This window comes from Streptomyces aurantiacus, from assembly GCF_027107535.1.
Taxonomy (GTDB): Bacteria; Actinomycetota; Actinomycetes; order Streptomycetales; family Streptomycetaceae; genus Streptomyces.
Window position 1 is genome coordinate 8119894 of the sequence record NZ_CP114283.1, and the last position, 18032, is coordinate 8137925.

Genomic DNA, 18032 nt, shown 5'->3' on the forward strand with positions numbered 1-18032 from the left:
TCACTGGGCCGCCTCCATCGCCGTGGCCTCCAGCGACTGCCGCAGCTCGCTGCGGAGTTCGGGAGTCAGGACGTGTCCGGCGCGGCCCACGAAGAGCGCCATGTGGTACGCGACGACGCTCATGTCGCAGTCCGGGGCGCCGTGCACGCCGAGCAGCGAACCGTCGCTGATCGACATGACGAAGAGCCCGCCGTGCTCCATCGCGACCATCGTCTGCTTGACGGCGCCGCCGTCCATCAGCCGGGCGGCGCCGATGGCGAGGCTGCCGATGCCCGAGACGATGGTGGCCAGGTCCGCCGCCGAGCCCCGGGGGCTCGAGGGTCTCCCGGTGTCCCGCCGGGCCTGCGCGTTTCTCCCGGGGTCGGAGGAAAGCAGCAGCAGACCGTCGGAGGAGACGACCGCGACCGACAGGAGGCCCGGCACCTCCTCGACGAGGTTCGTCAGCAGCCAATGCAGATTACGGGCTTCATGGCTCAGTCCGAAGGTACTGGACGCGGTCAACTGCTTGCCTCCTCGACTGTGTCCCCCTTGGTTTCTACGGCATGTGCGGTCGGTGTCTGCAGCTCCGACGTCTGTTCGGCGATCTCCGCTTCGACATCGCGGCGGCCCTCGCTGGCGCCCCGGTGGAATCCGCCGAGCCTGCGGCGCAGTGCCTCGGCGTCCACGGACGTCTGGCGGGGGCCCGCGGCCGGGGCGGGCGCGGAGATCTTCGGGGTCCGCTTGGGCAGCCCCTTGTCGGTGACCCGCTCGGCCGGTTCGGGCGTCGCGGACGGCTGCGCCGCGTCGGGGACACGCTCGTGGGTGTCGGGTCCGATGGCATAGGGGTCGGCGGCTGTCTGGGCGGGGAGCCGGATCGCCGGATCGCCGGCCGGGACACCGGGTCCGGGCTCGTGGGCTCCGGTTTCGGCCCCGGTCCGGGCGTCGCCGGGCCGGGAGGGCTCGTCCACCGGCGGAACGGGCGCCATGAGCACCATGGTCGTCTCGGGACCGGCTGCCGCGGAGGACTCGGAGGCGCCGGGGGCACCAAGGACCTCGGAAGTCCCGGCGGAGTCGGTGCCGTCGGCCGGTTCGGACTGCTCGACGGAGTCGGCGGGCTCGACGGCCTCGGCCGACCGGGCGGGCTCGGCGGCATCCCGCGGTTCGGGAAGGCCCCTCTGCCCGGACTGCTCCGCGGTCCCGGAATCCGCCGCGGAGCCTTCGCCTGTGGGCTCCGCGAGGGGAGTTCCGCCGCGTGCGGCCTCCCCGGTGGCGCCCGGCGTCTCCCCTTCCGGCGCGTCGAGGCCCCGCAGGGAGTCCTCCGCCGCCGAGATCAGCGGGTCGCGTCCCGAACGGGCGTACAGCACATTGGAGTTGACCTCGGCGTCCGCGCCCGGCAGGGACATCGCCGCCGCGCCCCCGGGGGTGCGGGCGGTGGTCGCCGGGGGGACGGCGACGGCCGGAGCGGCGGCGAGCATGGCCTTCGGCAGGACGACGACAGCCGTGACGCCCCCCTGCTTCTGCTCGCGCAACTGCACCCGCACGCCGTGCCGGTGGGCGAGCCGGGCCACCACGTACAGGCCGAGCCCGAGGCCTTCGCCGCTCTCCTCGTCGTACGCGTCCTGCGGGTCGAAGGCCGACAGGCGCGTGTTGAGCCGGTCGAGCCGCTCGGCGGTCATGCCGATGCCCTCGTCCTGGACGGAGAGCATGACCTCGCCGCTCTCCAGGAGCCAGCCGGAGACCTCGACGGGGATGTCGGGCGGCGAGAAGGAGGAGGCGTTCTCCAGGAGTTCGGCCACCAGGTGGCTGATGTCGTCGGCCGCGAACCCGGCGAGGTGCGCGTGCGGCGGCAGTGCGGCGATGCGTACCCGCTCGTACCGCTCGATCTCGCTGACGGCCGCGCGGACGACGTCGACCAGCGGGACGGGCCCGGGGTGCTGGTGGCCGTGCTCCGCGCCCGCGAGGACCAGCAGGTTCTCGCTGTGGCGGCGCATGACGGTGGCGAAGTGGTCGAGCCGGAAGAGGGTGGCGAGACGGTCGGGGTCCTGCTCGCGCTCTTCGAGGCCCTCGATGACGCCGAGCTGCCGCTCGACGAGGCCCAGGGTGCGCAGGGCCAGGCTGACGAAGGTGCCGTGGATGCTCTGCCGGACCTGCTCCAGGTGGGCGGTCGCCTCGGCGAGTTCGGTACGGAACCTGTCGCGTTCGTCGGCCATCTTCTGGCGCTGGCCGATGAGGTGCTTGCGGTCGCCCTCCAGGGTGGCGAGCCGCTCGTTGAGCGCGAGGGCGTGCGCGTGGAGCGTGTTGACGGACCGTACGACCTGGGCGAACTCGTCGTTGCGACCGGTGAATTTGACCGGCTCCCCGGTGCCCGGTTCCGCGGCGAGGCGGGCCGAGCCGAGGCGCAGGACGGCCAGCGGGCGCGTGAGCGAGCGGGCCATCCCCGTGGAGACACCGACGGCGAGCAGCATCAGCGCGCCGAGGACCGCGATACGGATCTCCAGTCCGGTGACGTCGTCGTCGCGCCACTGGGCGAGTTCCTTGGCGCGCTGGGTGTTGAGGGACGCCTCGACACCGCGCATCAGCTCCACGCGGGCGGAGAGTGCCGCGTCCAGTTTCTTGGTGCTGGTGGCGAGTTCGGAGTCGGAGAGGGTGGGCTGGTCGGCCAGGGCCGCGAGGTACTTGTCGGCGGACGTGACGTCGGGCCCGTTCACCGTGGAGTCGTACGAGGCGCGGTCCGCCTTCGGTGCCGTGCCGCCGAAGTCGGCCAGGGCCGCCTGCTCACGGACGTGTGCCTGCTGCGCCGCGGCGGTGAGCGCGTCGCGCTGCCTGCTCTCGGCGGCCGACGACGTGGTGGTCGTCGTGGGCAGGCCCGTGATCGGGTCGGTGGTGGTCCGGGTGGTGGTGGGGACGTTCAGCGCCGCCAGGAGCAGGCCGCGGGTCGCGGCGGCCTGCTGGACGGCGGTGTCGAGGTCGGCGAGGGCGTGCGCGCCGGAGCCCGCGCGGGGCGGGAGCTCCTCGGCCAGTTCCTCGGCGAGACCGTGGAGTTCGGTGAGCACGGCCGAGTACGCCCGGTGTGCCTCGAGGGCGCTGCTCTCCCCGGTGAGCGCCGCCCTGCGGACGGCGGCGATTCCGTCGAGCGTCTTCAGGAAGGCCGCGGGGGCGTCCGCGTCGACGGCCTCGGCGCGCAGTTCGTCGACCTGGCGGTCCACGCGGGCGCTGCGGCGTTCGGAGGGGCCTTCGCCGTCGGGGCGGCCGGCCGCGAGGTAGGAGGTGACCTCGTCGCGTTCGTCGGCCAGCGAGTGGGCGAGGGCCAGCGCGTCCTGGGTGCGCTCGGCGAGCGTCACCAGGTTCTGGGAGTCGTTCAGCTGCCCGGAGGCGGCGATCACGGACGGAGCGCCCGCTCCGGCGATCGCGGCGGCCACGACGGCGACGGCGACGATCAGCCGACTGCGTACGTGGGCGGGGCGGCCGCGTCCCGCGGGGTCCGGAGTGCCCTGCGGTGCCGGTGGGTTCGGTGTGTGCCCGGAGGCTTCACCCGAGGCCGGCTGCCTGCCTTTGCGACGGGGCCGCATCTTCTGCACCGGTGCTCGCATTCTTGACTCGTGTCCCCATGGGCCCGGGTGACTGTCCGTCAACTCGCGTGTCGTCCCGGTACGGCTCCCGACCCTCCCAGTGCCGGTGGGCAGTGGTCGCGCATCGCCTGACCCGCCACACGAAGGAGTGAACATCGCCGGGGAGCGGCCCGGCAAGTTCCTGTGGCGGGCGCGACATCCTTGCGCGGCAGGCCGGTTGGACGTCCACGACGACCGGTGGCAAGATTCGCCGCCACGCCTCACCGGAGCCGGTGATTCCATCCCAAAACAGGCGCCTGACCTGCTGGTCCAGGTCAATTCGGCGACGGTTGCCAGCCTTTGGCGAAGCTTGTGAAGGGCTCGTGCAGACTGGCCGGATGCGCTCGGAACTGATCTCGGTACCCGGTGACCCCGCCCGCCCCGACGAGGACTACGCGTCGGTCGGACTTCCGGCCTCCGGACAGGGCGGTTCGATCGTCGTCCTGGACGGCGTGACGCCTCCCGCGACCGATCACGGCTGTCTGCATTCCGTCCCCTGGTTCACCGCCCGGCTCGGCGGCGCGCTGAGTGAACTGTCCGTTTCACGGCGAGATCTGACGCTCACCGAGGTCCTGGGGCACGCCATCGCGCGTACCGCCGACGCCCACCGGGCCACCTGTGACCTTTCTCACCCACGCACTCCGCAGGCGACGGTGGTGCTGGCCCGCTGGTCCCCCGAGACCGTCGAGTACCTGGTGCTGTCGGACTCGACGCTCCTCGTCGAATCCCCCTCGGGCACGGTCACTCCCGTCCTCGACGACCGCCTCTCCCGCGTCCCGCGGGCCGCCCTGGCCTCGCACGCCGAGACCGACGCGACCCTGCGCAACAAGGAGGGCGGCTTCTTCACGGCCGCGGCGGACCCCTCGGTGGCGGCCCTCGCCGTCACGGGGGCCCTCCCCCGCGCCGAGGTGCGCGCCCTCACCGCGCTCACCGACGGCGCGACCCGCTGGGTGGAGAAGTTCGGGGAGGGCGACTGGGCGGCCCTGTCGGCCCTCATCCGCAAGGAGGGCGGCCAGGCCCTGATCGACCGGGTGCGGGCACTGGAACTGGCGGACGAGGAGCGGGTGTTCCTGGGCCGGTCGAAACGGCATGACGACGCGACGGTCGTGTACGTGGAGCTGTGAACGGGCGCCGCGAGCACGCGGGGGCCGCCCCTTCGGGGGTGCGGGGCCGTGCCCTGTGCGGCTCCGCCTCGGGGCGCCCCTCCGGGGGCACGGGGAACTGCGCGACCAGCCAGAACCGGCCGGCAGCCGTCGAACAACCCTTTCCCCGGCGGTCCCTCAGCCCTGCTCCACACCCCGGTTCAACCGATGCAGCAACCGAGCCAGCTCGGCCACTTCCTCGCTGTCCCAGCTGGCAAGCTCCCGCACGTACCGCGCCCGCCGGGCGTCCCGCACCGTGCGGAACCGCACCCGCCCCTCCTCCGTGAGGTGGACCAGCCAGGCGCGGCCGTCCGCCGGGTCGGGTTCGCGGGCGACGAGCCCCAGTTCCTCGAGGGCGCGCAGCTGGCGCGACATCGTGGCCTTGCCGACGCCGATGTAAGCGGCGAGCTCGGTGGCGCGCTGCCGGCCGCGTTCCTCCAGACGTACGAGGAGGCCGTACGCGGAGGACTCCAGGTCGGGGTGGACCTCGCGGACCATCTCGCCGGAGGAGGAGCGGGCGCGCCGCAGGAGGACGGTCAGTTCGCGCTCCAGGGCCAGGAACTCCTGGTTCACAGCGCTCCGGTCCACACCACTCCCCGGGCCACCGGATCCCGTCCGGTGCCCCTCGCCGTTTCCGCCCTCGTGCACGTCAGCACCCATGACCCGGTTTTCCCGATCCTGAAAGTTCCGCCAAAGACCGCCATTGCCGCAGCTGGGCCAGTATTTCGCAGGAACGGACCAGCGGCAGCCTCCGGGCTCCTCGCCCGCACCAGCCCGCCCCTCATGCACAGGCGCGGCTTCTCCGGCCCGCACGATATGTCATGCCTATGCCAGACCCTTCGGAGCCGGTCCGGCGAGTCGACGCCGAAACGGCCCACCGCTCGTGCCGCGGCCTGCGAGCGGGGCCGGCGGACGGCGGACGGCGGACGGCGGACGCGAAACGGCCCGGACTCCCTTCACGGGGAGCCCGGGCCCTCTCATCCGGTCGCGTCCGTCACGCCGCCACCGGAACCTTCGTCGCCGCGCCGTTCGTCGCCGGCGCGAGCGCCAGCTCCAGGACCTGGCGGACGTCCGTCACCGCGTGGACGTCGAGCTTCTCCAGGACCTCGGCCGGGACGTCGTCAAGGTCGGCCTCGTTGCGCTTCGGGATGACGACCGTGGTGACGCCTGCCCGGTGCGCGGCGAGCAGCTTCTGCTTGACGCCGCCGATCGGGAGGACCCGGCCGGTGAGCGAGACCTCACCGGTCATCGCCACGTCCGTGCGGACCAGGCGGCCGGACAGGAGCGAGGCCAGGGCCGTCGTCATCGTGACACCCGCGCTCGGGCCGTCCTTCGGGACCGCGCCGGCCGGGAAGTGGATGTGCACGCCCCGGTCCTTCAGGTCGGCGACGGGCAGTTCCAGCTCGGCACCGTGCGAGCGGAGGAAGGACAGCGCGATCTGCGCCGACTCCTTCATCACGTCGCCCAGCTGACCGGTGAGGGTCAGGCCCGACGCGCCCGTCTCCGGGTCGGCCAGCGACGCCTCCACGAAGAGGACGTCACCGCCGGCGCCCGTGACCGCGAGTCCCGTCGCCACACCGGGCACCGCCGTGCGGCGCTCGGCCGGGTCCTGGGCGGACTCGGGCACGTGGTGCGGCCTGCCGATCAGCCCGCGCAGATCGTCCGCGCCGACCGTGAACGGCAGCTCCCGCTCGCCCAGCTCGTGCTGCGCCGCGACCTTGCGGAGCAGCCGTGCCACGGACCGCTCCAGGTTCCGGACGCCCGCCTCGCGGGTGTACTCGCCGGCCAGCTTGCGCAGCGCGCTCTCGTCCAGGGCGACCTCGGCCTCCTCCAGACCGGCCCGCTCCAGCTGGCGCGGCAGCAGGTGGTCGCGGGCGATGACGACCTTCTCGTCCTCGGTGTATCCGTCGAGCCGCACCAGTTCCATGCGGTCGAGCAGCGCCTCCGGGATGGCCTCCAGCACGTTGGCGGTGGCCAGGAACACCACGTCGCTCAGGTCGAGCTCGACCTCCAGGTAGTGGTCCCGGAAGGTGTGGTTCTGCGCCGGGTCGAGGACTTCGAGCAGGGCCGCCGCCGGGTCGCCGCGGAAGTCGGAGCCCACCTTGTCGATCTCGTCCAGCAGGACCACCGGGTTCATGGACCCGGCCTCCTTGATGGCCCGCACGACCCGGCCGGGCAGCGCGCCGACGTACGTACGCCGGTGGCCGCGGATCTCCGCCTCGTCCCGTACGCCGCCGAGGGCGACCCGGACGAACTTGCGGCCCATGGCGTGCGCGACGGACTCGCCGAGGCTGGTCTTGCCGACACCGGGCGGGCCCACTAGTGCGAGCACGGCGCCGCCGCGACGACCGCCGACGACACCCAGCCCCCGGTCGTTGCGCCGCTTGCGGACCGCCAGGTACTCGGTGATCCGCTCCTTCACGTCGTCCAGTCCGGCGTGCTCGGCGTCCAGGACCGCCTTGGCGCCCTGGATGTCGTACTCGTCCTCGGTGCGCTCGTTCCACGGAAATTCCAGCACGGTGTCGAGCCACGTGCGGATCCAGGAGCCCTCGGGCGACTGGTCGCTGGAGCGCTCCAGCTTCTCGACCTCCTTGAGCGCGGCCTCACGGACCTTCTCGGGGAGGTCGGCGGCCTCGACGCGCGTCCGGTAGTCGTCGGACTCCTCGCCCTCGGCGTCGCCGTTCAGCTCGCGCAGCTCCTTGCGCACGGCGTCCAGCTGGCGCCGCAGCAGGAACTCCCGCTGCTGCTTGTCCACGCCCTCCTGTACGTCCTTGGCGATGGACTCGGCGACGTCCTGCTCGGCGAGGTGCTCGCGCAGCTGCTCGGTGGCGAGCTTCAGCCGGGCCACCGGGTCGCTGCTCTCCAGGAGCTCGACCTTCTGGGCGGTCGTCAGGAACGGTGAGTAGCCGGAGTTGTCGGCCAGCGCGGACACGTCGTCGATCTGCTGGACACGGTCCACGACCTGCCAGGCGCCGCGCTTCTTCAGCCAGCTGGTGGCCAGCGCCTTGTACTCCTTGACCAGCTCGGTCACGGCGCCGGGCAGCGGATCGGGCACGGTCTCCTCGACCTGCACGCCCTCCACCCACAGGGCCGCGCCCGGCCCGGTCGTACCGGCGCCGACGCGCACCCTGCCGCGGCCACGGATCAGGACGCCGGGGTCGCCGTCGGCGAGCCGTCCCACCTGCTCGACCGTGCCGAGCACCCCCGTGTTCGCGTACGTGCCGTCGATGCGTGGAACAAGCAGCACCTTCGGCTTGCTTGCCCCACTGACACCACTGGAAGGCACGGCGGCCTGGGCGGCCTCCACGGCGGCGCGTACATCGGCGTCGTTCAGGTCCAGGGGCACCACCATGCCGGGCAGCACGACCTCGTCGTCGAGCGGCAGCACAGGCAGAGTGAGCGGTGCGGACGTCAAAGTCATGATCTCCCCTTCGGCATTCAAGTTGAGCTATGCCGACTCAATGCACCAGGGCTGCCGATTGTTCCCCCAGCCCTGTTCGCTGTGAGCGATCACTTCTGTCGGGCCGGCCCGGTCGACCCGTATCGTCCACCCTCGGTAATGACTGAAGCACTTGTTGACCTATTACGAGGTGGGCGTGAACGAGATCGTGCGGGCCTGGGTGGACGGATGGGTCGTCTCGCGCGGGGCGGCGCCGCCGGTGGCCGAGCCCTGGGGGTACACGGTGGACGTGGGCCAGGAGCAGCACGTCACCCGGCATGTGCTGGGCATGACGCAGGAGCGGGTCGAGGAGGCCACGGTCCGCAAGGTGGCGGAGGCGGTGACCGGGGCCGGCGTGTGGCTCAAGGTGTTCGCGGAGCCCGCCCGCGTCGCACCCTGGCTCGGAGACGGCTGGTGGGTGGACCCCGAGCCCGGGTACCTGATGTCGGCGCCTCTCACCCCGGTTCCCGCGCCGCCCGTGCCGGACGGCTACCGGCTGCGCACCTGGTCCCGGGGCGGCGTCACCCGCGTACTCCTCGCGGACGCGGACGGTGCGTGGGCCGCGCGCGGACAGATCGCCCCGACCGGGACCACGGCGGTCGCCGACCAGATCGAGACGGCACCCGCACACCGGCGCAGGGGCCTGGGCCGGTTCGTCGTGCGGACCCTCGCGCACGCGGCGGCCGTCCGGGGCGCCGAGACCGGCGTCCTGGCGGGGACACCGGAGGGGCGGGCCCTGTACGAGTCGCTGGGGTGGAGCGTGAAGGCGGGGCTGACGAGCGCGAAGTTCACGGGCAGGGACCTCGCGGGTTCCCAGGACGGGGACTGAACGTTCCGCCGGACCCCGGCGTCACAGGTGCGTCGTCGGATTCCTTCCGGCCGTCTGCCTCGGGGGCGTCATGCGGACCGCACAGCTGCTGCGACTGCTCGTCGTACTGGCCCTGTTCACCGGGACCGCCGCGTGCGGCGGGAAGGGGGGCGGCCCGGGCGCGGCACACGATCCCGAACAGACCATGAAGCGCGCGCGTCAGGTCTCCGACGCGTGGGCGGGTTCGGAGGCCGCGCGGATCTGGCGCGAGGGGTACTTCCCGCTGGACGACCCGGTCCAGCTGCCCGAGGGTGCCTTCCGCGACCAGGCCGACAAGCGCGCCTACGAGGCCCAGAACTTCGAGCTGCGCGGCCCGCTCCCCGGCGCCCCGCCGAAGAAGAAGGGGGAGGTCCGGTGGCGGAGCGGCGGCTCACTCCCCGTTGTCGTCTCCTCCGCTCGGGCCGCCTACGAGAAGCTCGCCCGGGGCGGGGACTCCGGGCATTCCCTCGTCGTGACCGGCGCCCGGCTGGGCCGGATGACCCTCTCCACCGGCCGGGGCCCGGCCTCCGTGCCGGCCTGGCACTTCACCGTCGCGGGATACGACACCCCGCTCAAGCGGGTCGCTGTCGGGCCCTCGAAGCTTCCCCGGCCGCCCGTCAAGCCCGTCGCGGAGGCCTCGGACGCGCTGTATCCGCTCTTCGGGCTGACCACCGTGTCGCGGGACGGCCGCACCGTCACGCTGCGGGCCCATCACGGCTCCTGCGACGAGGGCCCGGCGGTGGACGTGCTGGAGTCCGGCGACAACGTGGTGTTCTCCGGCTGGATCCGGGACCGCGCCGACGGGCCGTGCACGGACGATCTGCGGATGAGGAAGGTGACGGTGAAGCTGGACCGCCCGGTGGGCGACCGCCTGCTTCTCGACGCGTTCACGGGCAGGCCCGTCCCCTACGGCGCCGCTGCGGGATTCCCGGCCCCGTCCTGGAGCTGACACCCGAGGCCGGGCCCCGAAGCATGAGGCCAGGTCCGAGACCTGAGGCACGGCGGCTGAGGGCCGCGGGGGCCGAGTGCCGTCAGGACGGGGCGGGCGGAGCCGGTGCCGCCGGCCCCCGGGACCGCCGCACCAGCGGCCAGGCCGCCACCCCGAGGGCCAGCGCCATCAGATGGCCCCAGTTCGTCAGGGGGTCCGTGAAAGCGATCAGGTCGCCGACGACCATCCAGCCGGCCACCGCGAGCAGCGTCCAGCGCGGCAGGGGCGGCAGGAGCCCGGCGAGCGCGCCCACGCTCGCGGCGACACCGAAGCTGATGCCGTAGTCGTAGCGGTGGAGGGAGCTCTCGGGGAGGTGGCCGACGAGGACCGCGAGGCCGACGGGTACTTCGGTGGCCAGGGTCGCCACCGCGTGCCCCAGCAGGAAGACACCCGCTGTACGCCATCCGCCGATCCGCCGCTCCAGCGCGGTGAGCACCAGCAGGAACGCGATCACGTACACCGAGGTGATCCCGCCGGCGACCCACAGCGCGCTGGCGACCAGCACGTGCACCGGGGACTGCGCCAGGTGCGCCACATCCGTGCTCGACCCCTGGAGCACCCGGTCCACCACCCCGGCGTCGGCGTACTCGGTGAACAGCGAGGTCAGGGCGAGCACGACGGCGTACCCGAAGGTGAAGGGGGTCCCGGTGGGACCGGGGAGCAGGCGCGGGGGCCGCGCGCGACGCCGTCGCGGACCGGTCCCGGGCTCCCCCTCCCTGGCGCGCGAACCCCGGACGGCGCGGCGCGGCCCCCGGCCGCCGGCCGGGGCGCCCCCGCCGACGACGCCCCGCTGCCGGGGCACCGCGTCGAGCCCGCGCACGACGGCACCGTCCGGCCCCGGCGCGCTGGTGGCGTCCGGTCCGGCCGGCGTGCCGTCGCCCGGCCCGGCCGCGCCGTCGTCGGTGGCGTTCGCATCCGAGGACGCGCCCGTCGCTCTCCGTTCCACGTCCGGGACTCCTTCCGTTCCACCCCACCCTCGGCGCACGCGATCACGCTGTCCATGGCGGAGGCCGCGTGCGAGCCGATTCACAGCGGTTCGACAGGCCGCCCACGTCCCGGTCAGGGGTGCTCCGTGCGGCACGGCGAAAATCGACTGCCCGGCCCGGGGGAACTTGCCAGGATGGGCCCATGACCGCCTCGTACGACGCTCCGCACGGCAGCCCCGAAGTCATCGACCGCCGCGAGGGCCCGTACGGCGAGGTCGTGCTGCGCCGCCACGGCGGAGTGCTGCAGATCATCTCCAACGGCTGTTTCCTCATGGACACCTCCGACGGCCGGTCGGAGAGACGGCTGGTCGACGCCGCGCTCGGCGCGCTGGACGGGCGCACCGGGCCGGAGGTTCTGATCGGCGGCCTCGGCGTCGGCTTCTCCCTCGCACACGCGGCGGCCGAACCGCGCTGGGGCCGGATCTCGGTCGTCGAGCGGGAGCGGGCCGTCATCGACTGGCACCGGGCGGGGCCCCTCGCCGAACTGTCGGCCCCGGCGCTCGAGGATCCGCGGACCGAGATCATCGAGGTCGATCTCGTCACGTACGTCAATGAGACATCCGCCACGTACGACGCGCTGTGCCTCGACATCGACAACGGGCCCGAGTGGACCGTCACGGACGGCAACGAAAGCCTCTACTCGAAGGCCGGACTCGCCGCGTGCGCACGGGTGTTGAGGCCCGGCGGGGTACTCGCTGTTTGGTCGGCCAATCCTTCGCCTGGTTTCGCGCGTAGCTTGCGGAATGCCGGGTTCCGTCGGGTGCGTACCGAAGAGATCCCCGTTGCCCGGGGCGTTCCGGACGCGGTGCATCTCGCGGTAAGGCCTGGATAGCCGAGCGACCGTAACTGCCCGTACCCTGCTGCTCTGACGCCGATCATTCAAGCGTCAATCGCAGTCATGGAATCACCCCACTGGTTCCGGAAAGCACACTCAGGGGCGGGCGATGGAGCAGACACACACCTCGCACAACGGCACGGCGGCCACGCCGGGCGCTCAGCGCCGGGTGCTGGTGGTCGAGGACGATCCCACGATCGTGGACGCCATCGCCGCCCGGCTGCGCGCCGAGGGGTTCCTCGTGCAAACAGCCGGTGACGGACCGGCCGCCGTCGACACGGCCGAAGCGTGGCAGCCCGACCTGCTGATCCTCGACATCATGCTGCCCGGCTTCGACGGCCTCGAGGTCTGCCGCCGGGTCCAGGCGGCCCGTCCGGTGCCGGTGATGATGCTCACCGCCCGCGACGACGAGACGGACATGCTGGTCGGGCTCGGCGTGGGCGCCGACGACTACATGACGAAGCCGTTCTCGATGCGTGAGCTGGCCGCGCGCGTGCACGTGCTGCTGCGCCGGGTGGAGCGGGCCGCGCTGGCCGCGTCCACGCCGCGCTCCGGCATCCTGCGCCTCGGCGAACTGGAGATCGACCACGCGCAGCGCCGGGTACGGGTGCGCAGCGAGGACGTCCACCTCACGCCCACCGAGTTCGACCTGCTGGTCTGCCTGGCGAACACACCGCGTGCGGTGCTCTCGCGCGAGCAGCTGCTCGCCGAGGTGTGGGACTGGGCGGACGCGTCCGGCACCAGGACCGTGGACAGCCACATCAAGGCGCTGCGCCGGAAGATCGGCGCCGAGCGGATCCGTACGGTGCACGGTGTGGGCTACGCGCTGGAGACCCCGACGCCGTAGTGTCGGGCACCCTGGTTTGAGGGGGCGGAAGTGATGAGCGGTCTCGGCGTGCCACGCAGGAGCGCGAAGGCGGGTGCCGGATCGGGTTCGCGTACGGGCAAGAGCCCGGGTGCCGGCAGGAGATCGAGCGCGGTCTCGGGCACCGGCTCCGGCTCGGGTTCCTGGGGCGACGTACGGCCCTTCTCGATCAAGACGAAACTGGGGACGCTGGTCGTCGTCTCGGTCTTCATCACCACCGGCCTGCTGATGATCGCCGTGCGCACCGAGACGGAGCTGCGCTTCATCACGGTCTTCTCGATGATCGCGGCGCTGCTGATCACCCAGTTCGTGGCGCACTCGCTGACCGCTCCGCTGGACGAGATGAACACCGTCGCGCGGGGCATCTCGCACGGCGACTACACCCGCCGCGTCAGAGGCGCCGACCGCCGCGACGAGCTGGGCGACCTGGCCCAGACGATCAACCGCATGGCGGACGACCTGGAGGCCCAGGAGCGTCAGCGCAAGGAGCTCGTGGCGAACGTCTCGCACGAGCTGCGCACTCCCATCGCGGGCCTGCGGGCGGTCCTGGAGAACGTGGTGGACGGTGTCTCCGCCGCCGACCCCGAGACGATGCGCACGGCCCTGAAGCAGACCGAGCGGCTGGGACGGCTCGTGGAGACGCTCCTCGACCTCTCCCGTCTGGACAACGGCGTCGTGCCGCTGCGCAAGCGCCGCTTCGAGGTGTGGCCGTACCTGTCCGGCGTGCTGAAGGAGGCCAACATGGTGGCCTCCGCGCGCGCGGGCATCGCCTCCGGCTCGGGCAGCCACACGCGGACGGACGTCCATCTGCACCTCGACGTGTCACCGCCCGAGCTGACCGCGCACGCGGACCCGGAGCGGATCCACCAGGTCGTCGCCAACCTCATCGACAACGCGGTCAAGCACAGCCCGCCGCACGGCCGCGTCACGGTGAAGGCCCGGCGCGGCGACTGCCCCGAGTCACTGGACCTCGAAGTGCTGGACGAGGGCCCGGGCATCCCGCGTTCCGAGTGGCACCGGGTCTTCGAGCGATTCAACCGCGGCGGGGTCGTCGCCCCGCACGGTCCGGGCAGTGACGGCGGTACGGGTCTGGGGCTCGCGATCGCCCGCTGGGCGGTCGATCTGCACGGTGGCCGGATCGGCGTGGCCGAATCCCAGGGTGGCTGCCGGATCCAGGTCACTCTTCCGGGAGTGCCTTCGCTGGACAGGTTGACGTAGGGTTCGAAGCAAGAGCCCAAGATCCACGTGATCGGGCAGCAGGACACGTGTCAGCGTGCGTTCCTCGCACGGAGACCCGGCCTTTGGCGATCGCGGTCCTGAGCCGACGCGTCCGTTCTGCATCGGAACCTGGCTTGTTTCCCGCCATTTCCAGCACCGAAACACGCTTTTCGATGTGACTTACGCGACGATGGCCAGGCCCGGCCTGACCTAGGCGGTCCGGGAGGCGTAGCCTTTATTCCCGCTGTCCATCACCTTGTGAAGCGGAAGAGGGCGGTTGCCGCCGTGTCGCCACAGTCCCCCAGTAACTCGAGCATCTCGACCGAGGACCAGGCCGGGAAGAACCCCGCCGCCGCGTTCGGTCCGAACGAGTGGCTCGTCGATGAGATCTATCAGCAGTACCTCCAGGATCCGAACTCGGTGGACCGAGCCTGGTGGGACTTCTTCGCCGACTACAAGCCGGGCGGCGTAGCCGCGTCGGCTCCGGCGGGTACCGCCGCCGCGGGGGCCGCGGGCACCACCACCCCGGCGAAGGCGGCTCCGGCCGCTCCCGCCGCGCCCCCGGCTCAGGCCCAGGCCGCTCCGGCCCAGGCCGCACCCGCGGCCGCGCAGCCCGCGCCCGCCGCGCCGGCGAAGGCGGCCGCACCGGCCGCCGCCCCTCCGGCTCAGGCGAAGCCCGCTCCGGCCAAGCCCGCCGCCGCGAAGGCCGCGCCCGCGTCCGAGACCCACGAGGGTCCCGAGTACGTGACGCTGCGGGGCCCGAGCGCCGCGGTCGCGAAGAACATGAACGCCTCCATCGAGGTGCCCACGGCGACGTCCGTGCGCGCCGTCCCGGTGAAGCTGCTCTTCGACAACCGCATCGTCATCAACAACCACCTGAAGCGTGCCCGGGGCGGGAAGATCTCCTTCACCCACCTCATCGGGTACGCGATGGTGCAGGCCATCAAGGCCATGCCGTCCATGAACTACTCCTTCACGGAGAAGGACGGCAAGCCGACCCTGGTCAAGCCGGAGCACATCAACTTCGGCCTCGCCATCGACCTGGTGAAGCCCAACGGCGACCGCCAGCTGGTCGTCGCGGGCATCAAGAAGGCCGAGACGCTGAACTTCTTCGAGTTCTGGCAGGCCTACGAGGACATCGTCCGCCGCGCCCGTGACGGCAAGCTGACGATGGACGACTTCTCGGGTGTCACGGTCTCGCTGACCAACCCGGGCGGCCTCGGCACCGTCCACTCGGTCCCGCGTCTGATGCCCGGACAGTCGGTCATCATGGGCGTCGGCTCGATGGACTACCCGGCGGAGTTCCAGGGCACCTCCCAGGACACCCTGAACAAGCTCGGCATCGCGAAGGTCATGACGCTCACGTCGACCTACGACCACCGGGTCATCCAGGGCGCCGCGTCGGGCGAGTTCCTCCGCGTCGTCGCGAACTACCTCCTCGGTGAGAACGGCTTCTACGACGAGATCTTCGAGGCCCTGCGCATTCCGTACGAGCCGGTCCGCTGGCTCAAGGACATCGACGCCTCGCACGACGACGACGTCACGAAGGCCGCCCGCGTCTTCGAGCTGATCCACTCCTACCGGGTCCGCGGCCACGTCATGGCCGACACCGACCCGCTGGAGTACCGCCAGCGCAAGCACCCCGACCTGGACATCACGGAGCACGGGCTCACCCTGTGGGACCTGGAGCGCGAGTTCGCGGTCGGCGGTTTCGCGGGCAAGTCCCTGATGAAGCTGCGCGACATCCTCGGCGTGCTGCGCGACTCGTACTGCCGCACCACGGGCGTCGAGTTCATGCACATCCAGGACCCGAAGCAGCGCCGGTGGATCCAGGACCGTATCGAGCGCTCGCACTCCAAGCCGGAGCGCGAGGAGCAGCTGCGCATCCTGCGCCGGCTGAACGCGGCGGAGGCCTTCGAGACCTTCCTGCAGACGAAGTACGTCGGCCAGAAGCGCTTCTCCCTGGAGGGCGGCGAGTCCGTCATCCCGCTGCTCGACGCGGTCCTCGACAGCGCCGCGGAGTCCCGGCTGGACGAGGTCGTCATCGGTATGGCCCACCGCGGCCGGCTGAACGTCCTCGCGAACATCGTCGGCAAGTCGTACGCGCAGATCTTCCGGGAGTTCGAGGGCAACCTCGACCCGAAGTCGATGCACGGCTCCGGTGACGTCAAGTACCACCTGGGCGCCGAGGGCGTCTTCACGGGCCTGGACGGTGAGCAGATCAAGGTCTCGCTGGCCGCCAACCCCTCGCACCTGGAGGCGGTCGACCCGATCCTGGAGGGCATCGCCCGCGCCAAGCAGGACATCATCAACAAGGGCGGCACGGACTTCACGGTCCTGCCGGTCGCCCTGCACGGTGACGCGGCCTTCGCGGGCCAGGGCGTGGTGGCCGAGACCCTGAACATGTCGCAACTGCGGGGTTACCGCACCGGCGGCACGGTCCACGTGGTCATCAACAACCAGGTCGGCTTCACCGCGGCGCCCGAGTCCTCGCGTTCGTCCATGTACGCCACCGACGTGGCCCGCATGATCGAGGCCCCGATCTTCCACGTGAACGGCGACGACCCGGAGGCCGTGGTCCGCGTCGCGCGGCTCGCCTTCGAGTTCCGCCAGGCGTTCAACAAGGACGTGGTGATCGACCTCATCTGCTACCGCCGCCGCGGTCACAACGAGTCCGACAACCCGGCCTTCACCCAGCCGCTGATGTACGACCTGATCGACAAGAAGCGCTCGGTGCGCAAGCTCTACACCGAGTCGCTGATCGGCCGGGGCGACATCACGCTGGAGGAGGCCGAGCAGGCGCTGCAGGACTACCAGGGCCAGCTCGAGAAGGTCTTCACCGAGGTCCGCGAGGCGGCGTCCGCGCCGTCCGAGGCGCACACCCCGGACGTGAAGCCCGAGTTCCCGGTGGCGGTCACCACGGCCGTCTCCCAGGAGGTCGTCAAGCGGATCGCCGAGTCCCAGGTCAACATCCCCGAGCGTGTCACCGTCCACCCGCGCCTGCTGCCCCAGTTGCAGCGCCGCGCGTCGATGGTCGAGGACGGCACGATCGACTGGGGCATGGGCGAGACGCTCGCGATCGGTTCCCTGCTCCTGGAGGGCACTCCGGTGCGCCTCTCGGGCCAGGACTCCCGCCGCGGCACGTTCGGCCAGCGCCACGCGGTCCTCATCGACCGGGAGACGGGCGAGGACTTCACCCCGCTCCAGTACCTCTCGGACGAGCAGGCCCGCTACAACTGCTACGACTCGCTCCTGTCCGAGTACGCGGCGATGGGCTTCGAGTACGGCTACTCGCTGGCGCGTCCCGAGTCCCTCGTGCTGTGGGAGGCGCAGTTCGGCGACTTCGTCAACGGCGCCCAGACGGTCGTGGACGAGTTCATCTCGTCGGCGGAGCAGAAGTGGGGCCAGACGTCCGGCGTCACGCTGCTCCTCCCGCACGGCTACGAGGGCCAGGGCCCGGACCACTCGTCCGCCCGCCCGGAGCGCTTCCTGCAGATGTGCGCGCAGAACAACATGACGGTCGCCATGCCGACGCTCCCGTCGAACTACTTCCACCTCCTGCGGTGGCAGGTGCACAACCCGCACCACAAGCCGCTGGTGGTCTTCACCCCGAAGTCGATGCTCCGTCTGAAGGCGGCCGCGTCGAAGGCGGAGGAGTTCACGACGGGCGGCTTCCGTCCGGTCATCGGGGACGCCTCGGTGGACCCGGCGGCGGTGAAGAAGGTCGTCTTCACGGCGGGCAAGGTCTACTACGACCTCGACGGGGAGCGCCAGAAGCGCGGCATCACGGACACGGCCGTCATCCGCATCGAGCGCCTGTACCCCCTCCCGGGTGCCGAGCTCCAGGCGGAGATCGCCAAGTACCCGAACGCCGAGAAGTACCTGTGGGCCCAGGAGGAGCCGGCGAACCAGGGCGCGTGGCCGTTCATCGCGCTCAACCTCATCGACCACCTGGACCTGGCGGTCGGCGCGGACGTCCCCCACGGGGAGCGGCTGCGGCGCATCTCGCGTCCGGCCAGCTCGTCCCCGGCCGTGGGCTCCGCCAAGCGCCACCAGGCCGAGCAGGAGCAGCTCGTCCGCGAGGTGTTCGAGGCCTGACCGGCTGTCGCAGTCAGTGACCCGTAC

12 protein-coding genes are annotated in these 18032 nt (G+C 71.8%); 7 read left to right on the forward strand and 5 right to left on the reverse strand.

All coding sequences use genetic code 11. The annotated features are described in order from the left end of the window. Positions 1–501 carry a roadblock/LC7 domain-containing protein gene (locus O1Q96_RS37800; protein WP_269252409.1) on the reverse strand — a complete coding sequence of 167 codons (501 nt, stop codon included), beginning with the start codon at positions 499–501 and terminating at the stop codon, positions 1–3. Further along, positions 498–3569, reverse strand: a complete 3072-nt coding sequence (locus O1Q96_RS37805; RefSeq protein WP_269252410.1) for a sensor histidine kinase — start codon at positions 3567–3569, stop codon at positions 498–500. Before O1Q96_RS37805 ends, O1Q96_RS37800 begins: the two co-directional genes overlap by 4 nt. Before the next feature lie 356 nt (positions 3570–3925). Here O1Q96_RS37805 and O1Q96_RS37810 point away from each other — a divergent pair, with 356 nt between their 5' ends. Next, positions 3926–4711, forward strand: a complete 786-nt coding sequence (locus tag O1Q96_RS37810; protein WP_269252411.1) for a hypothetical protein — start codon at positions 3926–3928, stop codon at positions 4709–4711. A gap of 156 nt (positions 4712–4867) precedes the next feature. Here O1Q96_RS37810 and O1Q96_RS37815 read toward each other — a convergent pair whose 3' ends face one another. Together O1Q96_RS37815 and lon are read right to left on the reverse strand one after the other, a co-directional pair. Further along, positions 4868–5377, reverse strand: a complete 510-nt coding sequence (locus O1Q96_RS37815; protein ID WP_269253885.1) for a MarR family winged helix-turn-helix transcriptional regulator — start codon at positions 5375–5377, stop codon at positions 4868–4870. A 346-nt stretch (positions 5378–5723) separates the two neighbouring features. Beyond that, a complete protein-coding gene (gene lon, locus O1Q96_RS37820; protein WP_269252412.1) occupies positions 5724–8150 on the reverse strand; it encodes an endopeptidase La in 2427 nt (808 codons plus the stop codon). Positions 8151–8325: 175 nt separating this feature from the next. Here lon and O1Q96_RS37825 point away from each other — a divergent pair, with 175 nt between their 5' ends. Together O1Q96_RS37825 and O1Q96_RS37830 are read left to right on the forward strand one after the other, a co-directional pair. Then, the gene (locus O1Q96_RS37825; protein WP_269252413.1) at positions 8326–8997 is read left to right on the forward strand and encodes a GNAT family N-acetyltransferase; all 672 of its coding nucleotides are present in this window, start codon (positions 8326–8328) and stop codon (positions 8995–8997) included. Between the two features lie 70 nt (positions 8998–9067). Beyond that, positions 9068–9964 carry a hypothetical protein gene (locus tag O1Q96_RS37830; RefSeq protein WP_269252414.1) on the forward strand — a complete coding sequence of 299 codons (897 nt, stop codon included), beginning with the start codon at positions 9068–9070 and terminating at the stop codon, positions 9962–9964. Positions 9965–10046: 82 nt separating this feature from the next. Here the strand turns inward: O1Q96_RS37830 and O1Q96_RS37835 are convergent, their stop codons facing one another. Beyond that, entirely contained in the window at positions 10047–10949 is a 903-nt protein-coding gene (locus O1Q96_RS37835; protein ID WP_269252415.1) for a rhomboid-like protein, read from the reverse strand. Positions 10950–11131: 182 nt separating this feature from the next. Here O1Q96_RS37835 and O1Q96_RS37840 point away from each other — a divergent pair, with 182 nt between their 5' ends. The 4 genes from O1Q96_RS37840 (at position 11132) to O1Q96_RS37855 (ending at position 18005) form a co-directional block, all read left to right on the forward strand. Then, positions 11132–11821, forward strand: coding sequence for a spermine/spermidine synthase domain-containing protein (locus O1Q96_RS37840; protein ID WP_269252416.1), 690 nt, complete (start codon positions 11132–11134; stop codon positions 11819–11821). Positions 11822–11933: 112 nt separating this feature from the next. Further along, entirely contained in the window at positions 11934–12671 is a 738-nt protein-coding gene (locus O1Q96_RS37845; protein WP_055509869.1) for a response regulator transcription factor, read from the forward strand. 33 nt (positions 12672–12704) lie between these two features. Beyond that, a complete protein-coding gene (locus O1Q96_RS37850; protein ID WP_269252417.1) occupies positions 12705–13907 on the forward strand; it encodes a HAMP domain-containing sensor histidine kinase in 1203 nt (400 codons plus the stop codon). A gap of 285 nt (positions 13908–14192) precedes the next feature. Next, complete coding sequence (locus O1Q96_RS37855; RefSeq protein WP_269252418.1) at positions 14193–18005, forward strand: multifunctional oxoglutarate decarboxylase/oxoglutarate dehydrogenase thiamine pyrophosphate-binding subunit/dihydrolipoyllysine-residue succinyltransferase subunit; 3813 nt, start codon at positions 14193–14195, stop codon at positions 18003–18005. The last annotated feature ends 27 nt before the right edge of the window (positions 18006–18032 follow it).